Origin of the sequence: Citrobacter sp. RHBSTW-00986 (assembly GCF_013783065.1) — a bacterium.
In the GTDB taxonomy this organism is placed as follows: domain Bacteria; phylum Pseudomonadota; class Gammaproteobacteria; order Enterobacterales; family Enterobacteriaceae; genus Citrobacter; species Citrobacter braakii.
In genome coordinates, this window is sequence record NZ_CP056200.1 from 1,623,261 (window position 1) to 1,640,244 (window position 16,984).

At 55.1% G+C, this 16,984-nt stretch carries 15 protein-coding genes; 13 read left to right on the forward strand and 2 right to left on the reverse strand.

Annotated features, from left to right (window positions below):
• The first annotated feature begins 53 nt into the window (after window positions 1-53).
• The 8 genes from nuoG to nuoN all read left to right on the forward strand — a co-directional run bounded on the left by nuoG (window position 54) and on the right by nuoN (window position 10,084).
• Window positions 54-2,780, forward strand: a complete 2,727-nt coding sequence (nuoG, locus tag HV345_RS07990; protein ID WP_181636465.1) for an NADH-quinone oxidoreductase subunit NuoG — start codon at window positions 54-56, stop codon at window positions 2,778-2,780.
• Window positions 2,777-3,754: an NADH-quinone oxidoreductase subunit NuoH gene (gene nuoH / locus HV345_RS07995; RefSeq protein WP_016153834.1), complete on the forward strand. Its 978-nt coding sequence runs from the start codon at window positions 2,777-2,779 to the stop codon at window positions 3,752-3,754. Before nuoG ends, nuoH begins: the two co-directional genes overlap by 4 nt.
• A gap of 14 nt (window positions 3,755-3,768) precedes the next feature.
• Entirely contained in the window at window positions 3,769-4,311 is a 543-nt protein-coding gene (gene nuoI, locus HV345_RS08000; protein WP_003028062.1) for an NADH-quinone oxidoreductase subunit NuoI, read from the forward strand.
• 11 nt (window positions 4,312-4,322) lie between these two features.
• Window positions 4,323-4,877, forward strand: coding sequence for an NADH-quinone oxidoreductase subunit J (nuoJ, locus tag HV345_RS08005; RefSeq protein WP_016153833.1), 555 nt, complete (start codon window positions 4,323-4,325; stop codon window positions 4,875-4,877).
• Complete coding sequence (gene nuoK, locus HV345_RS08010; RefSeq protein ID WP_006683663.1) at window positions 4,874-5,176, forward strand: NADH-quinone oxidoreductase subunit NuoK; 303 nt, start codon at window positions 4,874-4,876, stop codon at window positions 5,174-5,176. The genes nuoJ and nuoK overlap by 4 nt, the downstream gene beginning before the upstream one ends.
• Entirely contained in the window at window positions 5,173-7,014 is a 1,842-nt protein-coding gene (gene nuoL / locus HV345_RS08015; protein ID WP_016153832.1) for an NADH-quinone oxidoreductase subunit L, read from the forward strand. Before nuoK ends, nuoL begins: the two co-directional genes overlap by 4 nt.
• A 76-nt stretch (window positions 7,015-7,090) precedes the next feature.
• Window positions 7,091-8,620 carry an NADH-quinone oxidoreductase subunit M gene (gene nuoM, locus HV345_RS08020; RefSeq protein ID WP_181636466.1) on the forward strand — a complete coding sequence of 510 codons (1,530 nt, stop codon included), beginning with the start codon at window positions 7,091-7,093 and terminating at the stop codon, window positions 8,618-8,620.
• Window positions 8,621-8,626: 6 nt separating this feature from the next.
• A complete protein-coding gene (gene nuoN, locus HV345_RS08025) occupies window positions 8,627-10,084 on the forward strand; it encodes an NADH-quinone oxidoreductase subunit NuoN (RefSeq protein ID WP_016153830.1) in 1,458 nt (485 codons plus the stop codon).
• Window positions 10,085-10,176: 92 nt separating this feature from the next.
• Here nuoN and HV345_RS08030 read toward each other — a convergent pair whose 3' ends face one another.
• Window positions 10,177-11,181 (reverse strand): chemotaxis protein, encoded by a 1,005-nt coding sequence (locus tag HV345_RS08030; protein WP_181636467.1) that lies wholly within the window; start codon window positions 11,179-11,181, stop codon window positions 10,177-10,179.
• A 64-nt stretch (window positions 11,182-11,245) separates the two neighbouring features.
• Window positions 11,246-12,163, reverse strand: coding sequence for a ribonuclease BN (gene rbn / locus HV345_RS08035; RefSeq protein WP_016157040.1), 918 nt, complete (start codon window positions 12,161-12,163; stop codon window positions 11,246-11,248).
• Window positions 12,164-12,230: 67 nt separating this feature from the next.
• Here rbn and HV345_RS08040 point away from each other — a divergent pair, with 67 nt between their 5' ends.
• The 5 genes from HV345_RS08040 (at window position 12,231) to menH (ending at window position 16,974) form a co-directional block, all read left to right on the forward strand.
• Window positions 12,231-12,692: a GNAT family N-acetyltransferase gene (locus tag HV345_RS08040; protein ID WP_016153827.1), complete on the forward strand. Its 462-nt coding sequence runs from the start codon at window positions 12,231-12,233 to the stop codon at window positions 12,690-12,692.
• A gap of 63 nt (window positions 12,693-12,755) precedes the next feature.
• Window positions 12,756-13,061, forward strand: a complete 306-nt coding sequence (elaB, locus tag HV345_RS08045; protein WP_003027683.1) for a stress response protein ElaB — start codon at window positions 12,756-12,758, stop codon at window positions 13,059-13,061.
• Window positions 13,062-13,165: 104 nt separating this feature from the next.
• Window positions 13,166-14,464: an isochorismate synthase MenF gene (gene menF, locus HV345_RS08050; RefSeq protein WP_181636468.1), complete on the forward strand. Its 1,299-nt coding sequence runs from the start codon at window positions 13,166-13,168 to the stop codon at window positions 14,462-14,464.
• A gap of 84 nt (window positions 14,465-14,548) precedes the next feature.
• Window positions 14,549-16,219, forward strand: coding sequence for a 2-succinyl-5-enolpyruvyl-6-hydroxy-3-cyclohexene-1-carboxylic-acid synthase (menD, locus tag HV345_RS08055; protein ID WP_181636469.1), 1,671 nt, complete (start codon window positions 14,549-14,551; stop codon window positions 16,217-16,219).
• Entirely contained in the window at window positions 16,216-16,974 is a 759-nt protein-coding gene (menH, locus tag HV345_RS08060; RefSeq protein ID WP_181636470.1) for a 2-succinyl-6-hydroxy-2,4-cyclohexadiene-1-carboxylate synthase, read from the forward strand. Before menD ends, menH begins: the two co-directional genes overlap by 4 nt.
• Window positions 16,975-16,984: the final 10 nt, after the last annotated feature.

The following is a 16,984-nucleotide window of genomic DNA, read 5'->3' on the forward strand; positions in this document are numbered from 1 at the left end:
GAAATTCGATTAACGCTCGGTTTTAGACCGAGCCAACTGGAAGCATGCTGACTATGGCTACGATTCATGTAGACGGCAAAGAATATGAGGTCAACGGAGCGGACAACCTGCTGGAAGCTTGTCTGTCTCTCGGCCTTGATATTCCGTACTTTTGCTGGCACCCGGCGCTGGGAAGCGTCGGTGCTTGCCGCCAGTGTGCGGTGAAGCAATATCAAAACGCGGAAGACACGCGTGGTCGCCTGGTGATGTCTTGTATGACACCGGCCACCGAAGGCACCTTTATTTCAATTGATGACGAAGAAGCGAAGCAGTTTCGCGAAAGCGTAGTGGAGTGGTTGATGACTAACCACCCGCACGACTGTCCGGTCTGTGAAGAGGGCGGTAACTGCCACCTTCAGGATATGACCGTCATGACCGGTCATAGCTTCCGTCGCTACCGATTCACGAAGCGTACTCACCGCAACCAGGACCTGGGGCCGTTCATCTCTCACGAAATGAACCGCTGCATCGCCTGTTATCGCTGCGTACGTTACTACAAAGATTACGCCGATGGTGCGGATCTGGGCGTCTATGGCGCACATGACAACGTCTACTTTGGTCGTCCGGAAGACGGTACGCTCGAAAGCGAATTCTCCGGTAACCTGGTGGAAATTTGCCCGACCGGCGTCTTCACCGATAAAACGCACTCCGAGCGTTATAACCGTAAATGGGACATGCAGTTTGCGCCGAGCATCTGCCAGCAGTGTTCTATCGGTTGTAACATCAGCCCGGGCGAGCGCTACGGTGAACTGCGTCGTATCGAAAACCGCTACAACGGTACCGTTAACCACTACTTCCTCTGCGACCGTGGTCGTTTTGGCTATGGTTACGTGAACCTGAAAGACCGTCCGCGTCAGCCGGTACAGCGTCGTGGCGATGACCTGATCACGCTGAACGCCGAACAGGCGATGCAGGGCGCGGCAGATATTCTGCGTCAGTCGAAGAAAGTGATTGGTATCGGCTCCCCGCGTGCCAGCGTTGAAAGTAACTTCGCGCTGCGTGAACTGGTCGGTGCGGATAACTTCTATACCGGTATTGCCCAGGGCGAGCAGGAACGTCTGCAACTGGCTCTGAGCGTGCTGCGTGACGGCGGTATTCATACCCCGGCACTGCGCGAAATCGAGTCATACGATGCGGTTCTGATCCTGGGCGAAGATGTCACCCAAACCGGCGCGCGCGTTGCGCTGGCAGTACGTCAGGCGGTGAAAGGTAAAGCGCGTGAAATGGCGGCGGCGCAGAAAGTGGCCGACTGGCAGATTGCGGCAATCCTCAACATCGGCCAGCGCGCCAAGCACCCGCTGTTCGTTACCAACGTCGATAACACCCGTTTGGATGATATCGCGGCATGGACCTACCGTGCGCCGGTTGAAGATCAGGCGCGTTTAGGTTTCGCTATCGCCCATGCGCTGGATAACAACGCACCGGCGGTTGACGGTATCGACCGTGACCTGCAGAACAAAATTGACGTCATCGTTCAGGCTCTGGCCGGGGCGAAGAAACCACTGATTATTTCCGGTACCAACGCCGGTAGCGCCGACGTGATTCAGGCTGCTGCCAACGTGGCGAAGGCGCTGAAAGGCCGTGGCGCAGACGTCGGAATCACCATGATTGCTCGCTCTGTCAACAGTATGGGGCTGGGTATGATTGGCGGTGGTTCCCTCGACGACGCGCTGACCGAGCTGGAAACAGGTCGTGCTGACGCCGTTGTGGTGTTGGAAAATGACCTGCATCGCCATGCTTCAGCAACGCGTGTGAACGCCGCGCTGGCGAAAGCGCCGCTGGTACTGGTCGTTGACCATCAGCGCACGGCTATTATGGAAAACGCCCATCTGGTGCTTTCCGCCGCTAGCTTCGCCGAAAGCGATGGTACGGTAATTAACAACGAAGGTCGCGCCCAGCGTTTCTTCCAGGTCTATGACCCATCCTACTACGACAGCAACACCGTAATGCTGGAAAGCTGGCGCTGGCTGCACTCGCTGCACAGTACCGTGCAGAGTCGTGAAGTGGACTGGACGCAGCTCGACCATGTTATCGACGCGGTCGTTGAGAAGTTACCGCAGTTGGCGGGTATTAAAGATGCCGCGCCGGATGCAAGCTTCCGTATCCGTGGACAGAAACTGGCACGTGAACCGCACCGCTACAGTGGCCGTACCGCAATGCGCGCCAACATCAGCGTCCACGAACCGCGCCAGCCGCAGGATAAAGACACCATGTTCGCTTTCTCTATGGAAGGGAACAACCAGCCGTCTGCGCCGCGTTCACAAATTCCGTTTGCCTGGGCTCCGGGCTGGAACTCCCCACAGGCGTGGAACAAGTTCCAGGATGAAGTGGGCGGTAAACTGCGTCATGGCGATCCGGGCGTGCGTCTGATCGAAGCTTCTGCAGATGGTCTGGATTACTTCACAACCGTTCCGGCGAGCTTCCAGGCTCAGGATGGTCAGTGGCGTGTCGCGCCTTACTATCATCTGTTTGGTAGTGACGAAATGTCCCAGCGTGCGCCTGTCTTCCAGACCCGTATGCCGCAGCCGTACATCAAACTCAACCCGGCTGATGCCGCGAAGTTGGGTGTTAATGCCGGTACGCGCGTATCTTTTAGCTACGATGGCAACACGGTTACGCTGCCGGTTGAAATCGCTGAAGGATTAACGGCAGGGCAGGTTGGTTTGCCAATGGGTATGCCTGGCATCGCGCCGGTTCTGGCTGGTGCACGTCTTGAGGATCTGCAGGAGGCACAACAATGAGTTGGATTACACCCGATCTGATAGAGATCCTGCTGAGCGTTCTCAAAGCGGTCGTGATTCTGCTGGTGGTGGTCACCTGCGGGGCATTCATGAGCTTTGGCGAACGTCGTCTGCTCGGTCTGTTCCAGAACCGTTACGGACCGAACCGTGTTGGCTGGGGCGGTTCGCTCCAACTGGTTGCGGACATGATCAAGATGTTCTTTAAAGAAGACTGGATCCCGAAATTCTCGGATCGCGTCATCTTTACCCTGGCACCGATGATCGCCTTCACCTCGCTGCTGCTGGCTTTCGCCATCGTGCCGGTGAGCCCGAACTGGGTGGTTGCTGACCTGAACATCGGGATCCTGTTCTTCCTGATGATGGCAGGCCTCGCGGTATACGCGGTGCTGTTCGCAGGCTGGTCCAGTAACAACAAATACTCGCTGCTCGGTGCGATGCGCGCGTCTGCGCAGACGCTGAGCTACGAAGTGTTCCTCGGACTTTCCCTGATGGGCGTGGTGGCGCAGGCCGGTTCATTTAACATGACCGACATCGTCAACAACCAGGCTGATATCTGGAACGTTATTCCGCAGTTCTTTGGTTTTGTCACCTTTGCCATCGCGGGCGTGGCGGTGTGTCACCGTCACCCGTTTGACCAGCCAGAAGCCGAGCAGGAACTGGCCGACGGTTACCACATTGAATACTCCGGTATGAAATTCGGTCTGTTCTTCGTGGGTGAGTACATCGGCATCGTCACCATTTCTGCACTGATGGTTACCCTGTTCTTCGGTGGCTGGCATGGTCCGTTCTTACCGCCATTCGTCTGGTTCGCGCTGAAAACCGCGTTCTTCATGATGATGTTCATTTTGATTCGTGCGTCGTTACCGCGTCCTCGTTATGACCAGGTAATGTCCTTCGGCTGGAAAGTCTGTCTGCCGCTGACGCTCGTCAACTTGCTGGTAACGGCGGCTGTCATTCTCTGGCAGGCGCAATAAGGGACACAAAGACCATGACCTTAAAAGAATTGTTCGTAGGTTTCGGCACCCAGGTACGCAGTATCTGGATGATCGGCCTGCATGCGTTCGCGAAACGCGAAACGCAGATGTACCCGGAAGAGCCGGTCTATCTACCGCCCCGTTTTCGTGGTCGTATCGTTCTGACCCGTGACCCGGACGGCGAAGAGCGCTGCGTTGCCTGTAACCTGTGTGCGGTAGCGTGTCCGGTAGGCTGTATCTCTTTGCAAAAAGCAGAGACCAAAGACGGCCGCTGGTATCCGGAGTTTTTCCGCATTAACTTCTCACGCTGCATTTTCTGCGGCCTGTGCGAAGAAGCCTGTCCGACAACGGCTATTCAGCTAACTCCAGATTTCGAGCTGGGTGAGTACAAGCGCCAGGACCTGGTTTACGAGAAAGAGGATCTGCTGATCTCCGGTCCGGGTAAATACCCGGAATATAACTTCTACCGGATGGCAGGTATGGCAATCGACGGCAAAGATAAGGGCGAAGCAGAGAACGAAGCCAAGCCTATCGACGTCAAGAGCCTGTTACCGTAAGGAGAGGGGCAATGGAGTTCGCTTTTTATATCTGTGGCCTGATAGCCATTCTCGCAACCTTGCGGGTGATCACCCACACCAATCCGGTACACGCACTGCTGTACCTGATTATTTCGCTGCTGGCGATTTCCGGGGTGTTCTTCTCGTTAGGTGCTTACTTCGCGGGGGCGCTGGAAATAATCGTCTACGCGGGCGCCATCATGGTGTTGTTCGTGTTCGTGGTCATGATGCTCAACCTCGGTGGTTCTGAAATTGAACAGGAACGCCAGTGGCTGAAACCGCAGGTGTGGATTGGACCGGCAATTCTGTCGGCCATCATGCTGGCGGTTATTGTTTATGCCATTCTGGGTGTTAACGATCAGGGCATCGACGGGACGCCAATTAGCGCGAAAGCTGTCGGTATTTCCCTGTTCGGACCGTATGTACTGGCGGTCGAGCTGGCTTCGATGCTGCTGCTGGCAGGTCTGGTTGTAGCCTTCCACGTAGGGCGCGAAGAGCGTTCTGGTGAAGTGCTGAGCAATCGCACCGATGACCGCGCGAAAAGAAAAACGGAGGAGCACGCATGATCCCCTTACAACATGGACTGATCCTCGCGGCTGTCTTATTCGTACTGGGCTTAACCGGTCTGGTTATCCGCCGCAATCTGCTGTTTATGCTGATCGGGCTGGAAATCATGATTAACGCCTCCGCGCTGGCCTTCGTGGTCGCCGGAAGCTACTGGGGCCAGACCGATGGTCAGGTGATGTATATTCTCGCCATCAGCCTTGCGGCTGCGGAAGCGAGCATTGGACTTGCGCTGTTGCTGCAACTTCATCGCCGTCGCCAGAACCTGAACATCGATTCAGTAAGTGAGATGCGTGGATGAACATGCTTGCCTTAACCATTATTCTGCCATTTATTGGCTTTGTATTACTGGCGTTCTCTCGCGGTCGTTGGTCAGAAAATCTGTCCGCGACCGTTGGCGTCGGGTCGATTGGCCTGGCGGCGCTGGTGACCGCGTTTGTTGGCGTTGACTTCTTTGCTAATGGTCAACAGGCCTACAGCCAGCCGCTGTGGACGTGGATGTCTGTCGGTGACTTCAATATCGGTTTTAACCTGGTGCTGGACGGCCTGTCGCTGACCATGCTCAGTGTGGTGACCGGTGTGGGTTTCCTGATTCACATGTTCGCCTCCTGGTATATGCGCGGTGAAGAGGGATACTCCCGTTTCTTCGCCTACACCAACCTGTTTATCGCCAGCATGGTGGTTCTGGTACTGGCGGATAACCTGCTGCTGATGTACCTCGGCTGGGAAGGCGTGGGCCTGTGCTCCTATCTGCTGATCGGTTTCTATTACACCGATCCGAAGAATGGCGCTGCGGCAATGAAAGCCTTCGTCGTGACCCGTGTGGGTGATGTGTTCCTCGCCTTCGCATTGTTTATCCTCTACAACGAGCTGGGCACGCTGAACTTCCGCGAAATGGTGGAACTGGCACCTGCTCACTTTGCAGATGGTAACAACATGCTGATGTGGGCAACCCTGATGCTGCTGGGCGGTGCGGTGGGTAAATCCGCGCAGCTGCCGTTGCAGACATGGCTTGCTGACGCGATGGCAGGTCCGACGCCTGTCTCCGCGCTGATCCACGCCGCGACGATGGTTACCGCCGGTGTCTACCTGATTGCACGTACTCACGGCTTGTTCCTGATGACGCCGGAAATCCTGCATCTGGTGGGGATTATCGGGGCTATCACTCTGGTACTGGCTGGTTTCGCCGCGCTGGTACAGACCGACATTAAACGCGTTCTCGCGTACTCCACCATGAGCCAGATTGGTTATATGTTCCTGGCTCTCGGGGTTCAGGCGTGGGACGCGGCGATTTTCCACCTGATGACGCACGCCTTCTTTAAAGCGCTGCTGTTCCTGGCATCTGGCTCGGTTATCCTGGCCTGTCACCACGAACAGAACATCTTCAAGATGGGCGGTCTGCGTAAGTCTATTCCGCTGGTGTATCTCTGCTTCCTGATCGGTGGCGCGGCGCTGTCGGCTCTGCCGCTGATTACCGCAGGCTTCTTCAGTAAGGATGAGATTCTGGCCGGTGCGATGGCGAACGGTCATATTAATCTGATGGTTGCAGGTCTGGTCGGTGCGTTCATGACCTCTCTGTACACCTTCCGTATGATTTTCATCGTGTTCCACGGTAAAGAGCAAATTCACGCTCACGCAGGGAAGGGGATTACACATCATCTGCCGCTGATTGTGCTGATGATCCTGTCCACCTTCGTTGGCGCACTGATTGTGCCACCGCTGCAGGGGGTACTGCCTGCGACGACCGAGCTTGAGCATGGTCGCGTGATGACGCTGGAAATTACCTCCGGTATCGTCGCGATTGCAGGCATTCTGATCGCTGCATGGCTGTGGCTGGGTAAACGTACTCTGGTGACGTCGATTGCCAACAGTGCGCCAGGCCGTCTGCTGGGTACCTGGTGGTATAACGCCTGGGGCTTCGACTGGCTGTACGACAAAGTGTTCGTCAAGCCGTTCCTGGGCGTTGCATGGCTGCTGAAACGCGATCCGCTGAACGCAATGATGAACATTCCGGCGATCCTTTCCCGCTTTGCAGGTAAAGGCCTGTTGTTAAGCGAGAACGGCTATCTGCGTTGGTATGTAGCATCAATGAGCATCGGTGCCGTCGTTGTGCTGGCTCTGTTGATGGTACTGCGTTGATCGTAAAGTGAATTTTATCCAAATTCGTTGAAAATCAGGCCTCTATTAGGGGCCTTAAAAAGGAATAAAAATCGCCATGTTACTACCCTGGCTAATATTGATTCCCTTTATCGGTGGCTTTCTGTGCTGGCAGACCGAACGCTTTGGCGTGAAGGTGCCGCGTTGGATCGCGCTGATTACCATGGGACTGACGCTGGCGCTTGGCCTGCAACTTTGGTTGCAGGGCGGCTATTCACTGACGCAATCCACTGGCATTCCGCAGTGGCAGTCTGAGTTTGTCCTGCCGTGGATCCCACGCTTTGGCATCTCGATTCATCTTGCTATCGACGGTCTGTCGCTGCTGATGGTGGTGCTGACCGGCCTGCTCGGTGTTCTGGCGGTACTTTGCTCCTGGAATGAAATCGAAAAATACCAGGGCTTTTTCCACCTGAACCTGATGTGGATCTTAGGCGGCGTAATCGGCGTGTTCCTTGCCATCGACATGTTCCTGTTCTTCTTCTTCTGGGAAATGATGCTGGTGCCGATGTACTTCCTGATCGCGCTATGGGGGCATAAAGCCTCTGACGGTAAAACGCGTATCACGGCAGCAACCAAGTTCTTCATTTATACCCAGGCGAGTGGTCTGGTGATGTTGATTGCCATCCTGGCGCTGGTGTTTGTGCACTACAAAGCGAACGGCGTGTGGACTTTCAACTATGAAGAATTGCTGAATACTCCGATGTCCCACGGCGTGGAATACCTGCTGATGCTGGGCTTCTTCATCGCTTTCGCGGTGAAAATGCCGGTGGTTCCGCTGCACGGCTGGTTGCCGGATGCTCACTCCCAGGCACCGACCGCAGGTTCCGTTGACCTGGCAGGTATCTTGCTGAAAACCGCAGCCTACGGTCTGCTGCGCTTCTCCCTGCCGCTGTTCCCGAATGCGTCAGCGGAGTTTGCACCTATCGCAATGTGGCTTGGCGTCATCGGCATCTTCTACGGCGCGTGGATGGCCTTTAATCAGTACGACATCAAACGTCTGATTGCTTACACCTCCGTATCCCACATGGGCTTCGTACTGATTGCTATCTACACCGGCAGCCAGCTGGCATACCAGGGTGCGGTGATTCAGATGATCGCGCACGGCCTGTCCGCAGCCGGTCTGTTCATCCTGTGTGGTCAGCTGTACGAACGTCTACACACGCGTGATATGCGTATGATGGGCGGCCTGTGGGGCAAAATGAAATGGTTGCCTGCGCTGTCAATGTTCTTCGCAGTGTGTACGCTGGGTATGCCGGGTACAGGTAACTTCGTTGGCGAATTTATGATTCTGTTCGGCAGCTACCAGGTGGTTCCGGTTATTACCGTGATCTCGACATTTGGTCTGGTGTTTGCTTCTGTTTACTCGCTGGCGATGCTGCATCGCGCTTACTTTGGTAAGGCGAAGAGCCAGATTGCCAGTGTTGAACTGCCAGGGATGTCGCTGCGTGAGCTGTTTATCATCCTGTTGCTGGTCGTGCTTCTGGTACTGCTTGGCTTCTATCCGCAGCCGATTCTGGATACCTCGCATTCTGCGATGAGCAACATCCAGCAGTGGTTTGTTAATTCCGTTACTACTACAAGGCCGTAAATCGCCATGACAATAACTCCACAACACCTGATTGCGCTGCTACCGCTGCTGATCGTCGGCTTGACGGTGGTGGTTGTGATGCTCTCCATTGCGTGGCGACGCAATCACTTCCTCAATGCCACGCTGTCGGTCATTGGGCTTAACGCCGCACTGGTTTCGCTCTGGTTTGTTGGCCAGGCGGGCGCTATGGACGTCACCCCGCTGATGCGGGTTGACGGTTTCGCCATGCTCTACACCGGGCTGGTGCTGCTGGCTAGTCTTGCCACCTGTACCTTCGCTTACCCGTGGCTGGAAGGCTACGACGACAACCGGGAAGAGTTCTATCTGCTGGTGCTGATTGCCGCGCTCGGCGGTATTCTGCTGGCTAACGCTAACCATCTGGCGGCGCTGTTCCTTGGTATTGAGCTTATCTCTCTGCCGCTGTTTGGTCTGGTTGGCTATGCGTTCCGTCAGAAACGTTCGCTGGAAGCCAGTATCAAATACACCATTCTGTCTGCCGCAGCGTCTTCCTTCCTGCTGTTTGGTATGGCGCTGGTATACGCGCAGTCTGGCAACCTGTCGTTTGTTGCGCTCGGTAAGAGCCTTGGCGACGGTATGCTGCAAGAACCGCTGCTGCTGGCGGGCTTCGGTCTGATGATTGTTGGCCTCGGCTTTAAACTCTCGCTGGTTCCATTCCACCTGTGGACGCCAGACGTATACCAGGGCGCTCCGGCTCCGGTTTCCACCTTCCTGGCGACGGCGAGCAAAATCGCTATCTTCGGCGTGGTGATGCGTCTGTTCCTGTACGCACCGGTAGGTGATAGCGAAGCGGTACGGATCGTGCTGGGTGTGATTGCCTTTGCTTCCATTATCTTCGGTAACCTGATGGCGCTGAGCCAGACCAACATCAAACGTCTGCTTGGTTACTCTTCTATCTCTCACCTTGGTTACCTGCTGGTGGCGCTGATTGCCCTGCAGAGCGGCGAGATGTCGATGGAAGCGGTTGGCGTTTACCTGGCCGGTTATCTGTTCAGCAGCCTCGGTGCGTTCGGTGTGGTCAGCCTGATGTCCAGCCCGTACCGCGGTCCGGATGCAGACTCTCTGTTCTCCTACCGTGGTCTGTTCTGGCATCGTCCAATCCTCGCGGCGGTGATGACGGTGATGATGCTGTCTCTGGCGGGTATTCCGATGACGCTGGGCTTTATCGGTAAGTTCTACGTACTGGCGGTGGGTGTGCAGGCTAATCTGTGGTGGCTGGTTGCCGCTGTGGTGGTGGGTTCCGCGATTGGTTTGTACTACTACCTGCGCGTTGCCGTGAGCCTGTATCTGAGCGCACCGCAGCAACTGAATCGCGATGCGCCGTCCAACTGGCAGTACAGCGCGGGCGGTATCGTGGTGCTGATTTCTGCTCTACTGGTACTGGTGCTGGGTATCTACCCGCAACCGTTAATCAGCATCGTGCAGTTAGCGGCTCCGCTGATGTAATTCATCATGCTGTGATCGAAAAAGAGTCTGGACAATGTCCAGACTCTTTTTTTTACCTGTCTATACTCGTCATACTTCAAGTTGCTGGGGTGTCAGGCCGAAAGTTGACGGCTCACCAGCGGGCCGCTGATGCCTTTCGCTGTGCGATCCATCACTTCCTGAATGACTGAAGACAGCTCATTGACTTCGAATTTGGCCACGTAACCATCTGCTTTCACTCGGCGTACGTGATCTTCATTGGCGCTACCGGAAAGTGAGGAGTGGATAACGACCGGGATCTTCTTCAGGCGTTCGTCGGTTTTTATCTTACGGGTAAGCGTAAAACCGTCCATCTCCGGCATTTCCAGATCGGTGAGCACCAGCGCAATCTTCTCGCTGATTGGTTTACCTTCCGATTCTGCTTCTTCAGATAGCTGTTGTATCTTTTCCCACGCATCCTGGCCCGTCACATGCATCAAGTGTGGGATCTCCATGGCGTTAAGCCCTTTTTCCAGCATCGCGCGAGCCACTTTGGAATCATCAGCCACAATCGCCACCGCACCCGGCGTAATGTTGAACTTATTGGTTTTCAGCTCTGTTGCGCGCAGGTCGTGGTTCGACGGTACGATGTCGTACAGGATCTGTTCGACATCGAGCACCAGCGCCAGATTGTTAGTCTCTTTGTTGTCGTCCAGACAGGCGATACTGGTAATGTAGCGACCATTGACGGCTTTCTCGGCGGTATGCACCTGTTGCCAGTCCAGACGCATAATGTTTTCTACCGACTCCACCGCAAACGCCTGAACGCTGCGGGCATATTCCGTGATCAACAGGATGTTGAGTCCGGTCTCTGGCTTACAGCCCGCGACGGCAGGCAGATCAATCACCGGGATCACCTGATCGCGAATGTTAACCATACCCAGCAACGGGGCTTTCATACCTGCGGGACGCGTAAAGGTCGGCATCGGTACGATTTCACGCAGTTTGAATACGTTGATGCCAAACAATTCTGATTTCTGCTCCTCGACGGATTTGCCAAGGCGAAACAGCAGCAGTTCAAAACGGTTAGACAGGGTTAGGTTTGTCCTGTCATCAATATCTTTCTGGAAATTGTTCATCCTGTCCTCAGTGTGAAAGCCAGCCTTTCCACTGTTATCGGCACTGAGGCGGAAAAATGGAGCATTAAACGGTGAAAATGGCGAAATCGTGAGCCAGTTCAGTGTCTGGAAATATCGCTTTGCACTCTTCGAGTAACCGCTGACAGCCTTTTTCATCGTAGCGTGAGCTAACGTGGGTCATGATCAGGCGTCCCACTCCGGCCTCAAGCGCCAGCTGGGCGGCTTGTCGGGTCGAGCTGTGACCGCGGCTGTTGGCTTTTTCCTCCATTGAGGAGTCCAGTGTGGTTTCATGTACCATCACATCCACACCGCGTGCCAGTTCAATGGCGGACGCGCAAGGTCCTGTGTCGCCGAAAATAGCCACAGATTTTCCTCTGGTGGCAGGGCCGAGAAAATCGGCGCCGTTAATCGCTCGACCATCCTCCAGCACGATGGTTTTCCCGGCTTTCAAATCCTGGAACCACGGGCCCGCTTTAACACCAGCCGCCTTCAAGGCGCTGGCGTCAAGTGCCCCCGGTTTGTCGTGCTCTTCAACACGAAAACCGTAGCACTCCAGCGGATGCTCCAGCGGGTACGCCGTTACTTTACGCAGGCCGTCATCAACAATTTCACCCGCGGTGATTTCGACAATATCCAGCGGATAATCGGTCCAGGAGCCGCTCAGACGCAAAGCCGTTTCGGTAAACTCTCGCAATCCCTTTGGTCCGTAAAGCGTCAGTGGCTGGACGTTCCCGGCCATTGAGCGACTGCACAGCAGCCCCGGTAAACCAAACAGGTGATCGCCGTGTAGATGGCTGATAAAAATACGTTCGAGTTTTCCAGGGTTAAATGGCGTGGTCAGCATCTGATGCTGCGTTCCTTCACCACAATCGAAAAGCCACAGCCCCGCCTGAGTCGGGTGTTGCAGATTCAGTAAAATTGCCGTTACATTGCGTGAGCGCGTGGGGACTCCCGCAGACGTGCCTAAAAATAGTAATTCCATCTTCGCGTTACACTTTTCGCCATCAATAAGGCAGGGTGTTCAGGTTATCACAACAAAGGGGCAGACTATGATTCACTGGCAAGATCTCCATCATGCAAAGCTCAATACACAGCAGCTGTACGCCATTCTTGAGCTTCGCTGTGCGGTATTTGTTGTTGAGCAACGGTGTCCGTATCAGGATGTGGATGGTGATGACCTGAGTGGTGAAAACCGGCACATTCTGGGTTGGCATAACGATGAACTGGTGGCGTATGCGAGGATTCTGAAAAGCGATGATGAACTTGAGCCGGTCGTCATTGGTCGGGTGATTGTAAGCGAAGCGCTGCGGGGTGAAAAATTGGGGCAACAGCTAATGACTCAGACGTTGGCCTCCTGTACGCAGCATTGGCCGCACAAGGCGCTGTATCTGGGGGCGCAGGCACATTTGCAATCATTCTATGCGCGCTTTGGCTTTGTGCCGGTCACGGATATTTATGACGAAGACGGTATTCCACACGTCGGAATGGCGCGGGAAGCACATCAGGCGTAAACAGGCGCAAACACGCCTGATTGTCTATAGTTAGCGGGTACGTCAATAGAAAGGGAGAATAAAATGTCTTTTCATTCTTATGAATCACGTATCGATGATGATCTGGAATTATTGAGTGAAACGCTGGAGGAGGTGCTGCGTTCTTCCGGCGATCCAGCCGATCAAAAATACCTTGAGTTAAAAGCGCGGGCAGAGCGGGCGTTAGAAGAGGTGAGAAATCGCGTCAGCCACGCCTCTGACAGCTACTATTACCGCGCGAAGAAAGCCGTTTGCCGGGCGGATGATTATGTGCATGAAAAACCCTGGCGCGGAATCGGCGTTGGTGCCACGGTCGGTTTAGTGATGGGATTATTGTTAGCACGGCGATAAATTCCATTCCGTCAGCGCATTTGTACGTACTCCCTAACTGGGGGTACTGCTTTTTCTGCTCAGTACCCCGTATAATGTGAGGTTTTTAACAGGGAGAGGTCCGCGTGCATTCAATCACTACTGCGCTGGAAAGTCTGATGCGTCATTTGTCGCAAGAGATACCAGCAGCACCTGGAATTCGTATTTACGATATCCCTTTCCCACTGAATGATGCGTTTGACGCTTTAGGATGGCTGGCCAGTCAACCCGTCTGGCCCCAGTTTTACTGGCAACAGCGTAATGGCGATGAAGAAGCCGCCGTACTGGGCGCTGTTGCTACATTTTCCTCGCTCGAATTAGCTCAGCATTTTTTACATCAGCAGAATGATAATCCTGACCTGCGTATCTGGGGCCTGAATGCCTTTGAGCCTCAGCGCGGCCATTTGTTATTGCCACGGCTGGAGTGGCGACGTTGCGCTGGGGTGGCGAGCTTACGCTTACATCTTTTTAGCGACGTGTCGCTGCGTGAAGACGCCGCGAAGGCGGTGGCGTTTATCTCATCGCTCGCCAACGTAAAGCCGCTGCCCGCATTGCGTCTGCGTTTGACGGGAGAACAGAACTGGCCGGATAAAACTGGCTGGACAGACCTGATAAAACTCGCCACGCAAACGATCAATGGGGAACAGCTCGATAAGGTCGTGCTGGCGCGGGCGACCGATTTACAGTTTTCTCAGTCGGTTAACGCCGCGGCCGTGATGGCTTCCAGTCGTCGTCTAAACCTGAACTGCTACCATTTCTTTATGGCGTTCTCCGCAAAGTGTGCGTTTCTTGGTTCTTCCCCTGAACGGCTGTATCGGCGGCGTGACACGGCGCTGCGCACCGAGGCGCTGGCGGGAACCGTTGCCAACCACCCTGAGGATCATCGGGCCTGGCAGTTGGGGGAATGGCTAATGAAAGATGATAAAAACCAGCGCGAGAATATGCTGGTGGTCGAAGATATTTGCCAGCGTCTGCAAGGCTGTACGCAAACTCTTGATGTGCTGCCGCCGCAGGTGCTTAGACTGCGCAAAGTGCAGCACCTGCGCCGCTGTATCTGGACGGAACTGAATCAGGCTGATGATACGCTTTGTCTGATGCAACTCCAGCCCACGGCGGCAGTCGCAGGTATTCCGCGTGAGCTGGCGCGTGAATTTATCCAACAAAATGAACCGTTTGAACGCGAGTGGTATGCCGGTTCTGCGGGTTACCTTTCTCTGCGCCAAAGCGAGTTTTGCGTGTCATTACGGTCGGCGAAAATTAGTGAAAATGTGATACGCCTGTATGCTGGGGCAGGGATCGTGCGTGGTTCAGATCCTGAACAGGAATGGCAAGAAATAGACAATAAAGCGGCAGGACTGCGCACTTTATTACAGATGGAAGGGTAATGAGTTGTATATTACCGACTCATATCAAAAATCCATTTATTCGATTCTTTATACTGTGTCGCAATATTGATACCGGACAATCTCATGTCAGTAAGCGCATTTAACCGACGCTGGGCGGCGGTCATTCTGGAAGCACTCACTCGCCACGGCGTCAGGCATGTCTGCATTGCCCCTGGCTCTCGTTCTACACCGTTGACTCTGGCGGCTGCGGAAAACCCCGCTTTTATTCACCATACTCATTTTGATGAGCGTGGCCTTGGGCATCTGGCCTTAGGTCTGGCAAAAGTCAGCCGGCAGCCTGTCGCTGTGATTGTGACGTCCGGTACGGCGGTGGCAAATTTGTATCCCGCGTTGATTGAAGCGGGCCTGACCGGTGAAAAGCTGATTCTACTCACGGCTGACAGACCTCCTGAGCTTATCGACTGCGGCGCTAACCAGGCGATTCGTCAGGCCGGAATGTTTGCCTCGCATCCATCGCAAACGCTCTCTTTACCGCGCCCGACTCAGAACATTCCGGCTAGTTGGCTGGTATCCACCATTGATAACGCCTTAGCTGCGCTGCATAGCGGGGCGGTTCATATCAATTGCCCATTTGCGGAACCGCTGTATGGCGACATGGACGAAACGGGGATTGACTGGCAGCAGCGCCTTGGCGACTGGTGGCAGGATGATAAACCCTGGCTGCGTGAGTCGCGTCGGCTGGAAAGCGACAAACAGCGTGACTGGTTTTTCTGGCGACAAAAACGCGGCGTTGTTGTTGCAGGCCGCATGAGCGCGGAAGAGGGCAAAAAGGTTGCGCAGTGGGCGCAGATGCTAGGCTGGCCGCTGATTGGCGATGTTCTGTCGCAAACCGGACAACCTTTGCCGTGCGCCGATCTGTGGCTGGGGAATGCGAAAGCGGTCACTGAATTACAGCAGGCGCAGATTGTGGTGCAGCTTGGCAGTAGCCTGACCGGAAAACGGCTCCTGCAATGGCAGGCCAGCTGTGATCCGCAGGAATACTGGATTGTCGATAATATCGAAGGCCGCCTCGATCCGGCTCACCATCGTGGGCGCAGACTGGTAGCGACGGTTGGCGACTGGCTGGAGTTGCATCCGGCGGAGAAACGTCAGCCCTGGTGCGTGGAGATCCCACGCCTGGCGCAACTGGCCTGGCAGGCGGTAGAAGCCCGTCGCGACGCGTTTGGTGAAGCGCAATTAGCCCACCGTATCCGCGAATACTTGCCGGAGCAGGGGCAACTGTTCGTGGGCAACAGTCTGGTGGTGCGCCTGATTGATGCGCTGTCGCAGCTTCCGGCGGGTTACCCGGTCTATAGCAACCGTGGCGCGAGCGGCATTGACGGCCTGCTGTCAACGGCAGCAGGCGTACAGCGCGCCAGCGCGAAATCGACGCTGGCTATCGTCGGCGATTTATCTGCGCTGTATGACCTCAATGCGCTGGCGTTATTGCGCCAGGTTTCCGCGCCGTTTGTCCTGATAGTGGTCAATAATAACGGCGGGCAAATTTTTTCCCTGTTGCCGACGCCAGCAAGCGAACGCGAACGGTTCTACCTGATGCCGCAGAACGTGCATTTTGAGCATGCTGCCGCCATGTTTAACCTTAAATACCAGCGCCCGGAAAACTGGGAGCAACTGGAGAGCGCGCTGACTAACGCCTGGCGTACTCCGGCGTCAACGGTGATTGAGCTGGTGGTAAACGAAACTGATGGGGCGCAAACCCTGCAGCAACTGCTGGCACAGGTAAGCCATCTATGATCCTGCACGCGCAGGCGAAAGTGGGTCAGACGGGATTTCCCTGGCTGGTTTTCCTGCACGGTTTTTCCGGTGATTGTCGGGAATGGCAGACGGTTGGCGAAGCGTTTAAGAATTATTCGCGGCTGTATATCGACCTGCCGGGACACGGTGGCTCCGCTGACATCAGCGTGAGCGGATTCGACGACGTAAGCGCTTTGCTGCGTAACACGTTGCTTAGTTACAACATACTTAAATACTGGTTGGTAGGTTACTCTCTTGGCGGCAGAGTTGCGATGATGGCGGCTTGTCAGGAGATGCCAGGACTGTGCGGTCTGGTGGTTGAAGGTGGACATCCAGGCTTGCAAAGTGAGGAGGCGCGCGTTCAGCGTCGCATCTCTGATGGTCGCTGGGCTGCGCGTTTTCGTGCTGAGCCGTTGTGCGAGGTGTTTATTGACTGGTATCAACAGCCGGTTTTTTCCTCGCTGAATGCGGCGCAAAGAGAAGCGCTGGTCGCACTGCGTAGCCAGAATAACGGGCATACGCTGGCAGCGATGCTGGAGGCCACCTCGCTAGCCGTACAACCTGATTTACGTGCGCAACTCACTACGCGCACATTTCCGTTTTATTATTTATGTGGTGAACGTGACGATAAATTCCGCGCCCTGGCGGCGGAAATATCCGTACCAAGCCATGTGATTCGTAATGCCGGACACAACGCGCATCGGGACAATCCCGCTGGCGTGGTGGACTGTCTGGCTCAGATTCTGCATCGCTGACTATAGGACA

Bases quoted from the DNA above. Each gene is read 5' to 3' on its own strand.
- nuoG (WP_181636465.1), top strand. From the start codon at position 54: ATGGCTACGATTCATGTAGACGGCAAAGAATATGAGGTCAACGGAGCG.
- nuoH (WP_016153834.1), top strand. From the start codon at position 2,777: ATGAGTTGGATTACACCCGATCTGATAGAGATCCTGCTGAGCGTTCTC.
- nuoI (WP_003028062.1), top strand. From the start codon at position 3,769: ATGACCTTAAAAGAATTGTTCGTAGGTTTCGGCACCCAGGTACGCAGT.
- nuoJ (WP_016153833.1), top strand. From the start codon at position 4,323: ATGGAGTTCGCTTTTTATATCTGTGGCCTGATAGCCATTCTCGCAACC.
- nuoK (WP_006683663.1), top strand. From the start codon at position 4,874: ATGATCCCCTTACAACATGGACTGATCCTCGCGGCTGTCTTATTCGTA.
- nuoL (WP_016153832.1), top strand. From the start codon at position 5,173: ATGAACATGCTTGCCTTAACCATTATTCTGCCATTTATTGGCTTTGTA.
- nuoM (WP_181636466.1), top strand. From the start codon at position 7,091: ATGTTACTACCCTGGCTAATATTGATTCCCTTTATCGGTGGCTTTCTG.
- nuoN (WP_016153830.1), top strand. From the start codon at position 8,627: ATGACAATAACTCCACAACACCTGATTGCGCTGCTACCGCTGCTGATC.
- HV345_RS08030 (WP_181636467.1), bottom strand. From the start codon at position 11,181: ATGAACAATTTCCAGAAAGATATTGATGACAGGACAAACCTAACCCTG.
- rbn (WP_016157040.1), bottom strand. From the start codon at position 12,163: ATGGAATTACTATTTTTAGGCACGTCTGCGGGAGTCCCCACGCGCTCA.
- HV345_RS08040 (WP_016153827.1), top strand. From the start codon at position 12,231: ATGATTCACTGGCAAGATCTCCATCATGCAAAGCTCAATACACAGCAG.
- elaB (WP_003027683.1), top strand. From the start codon at position 12,756: ATGTCTTTTCATTCTTATGAATCACGTATCGATGATGATCTGGAATTA.
- menD (WP_181636469.1), top strand. From the start codon at position 14,549: ATGTCAGTAAGCGCATTTAACCGACGCTGGGCGGCGGTCATTCTGGAA.
- menH (WP_181636470.1), top strand. From the start codon at position 16,216: ATGATCCTGCACGCGCAGGCGAAAGTGGGTCAGACGGGATTTCCCTGG.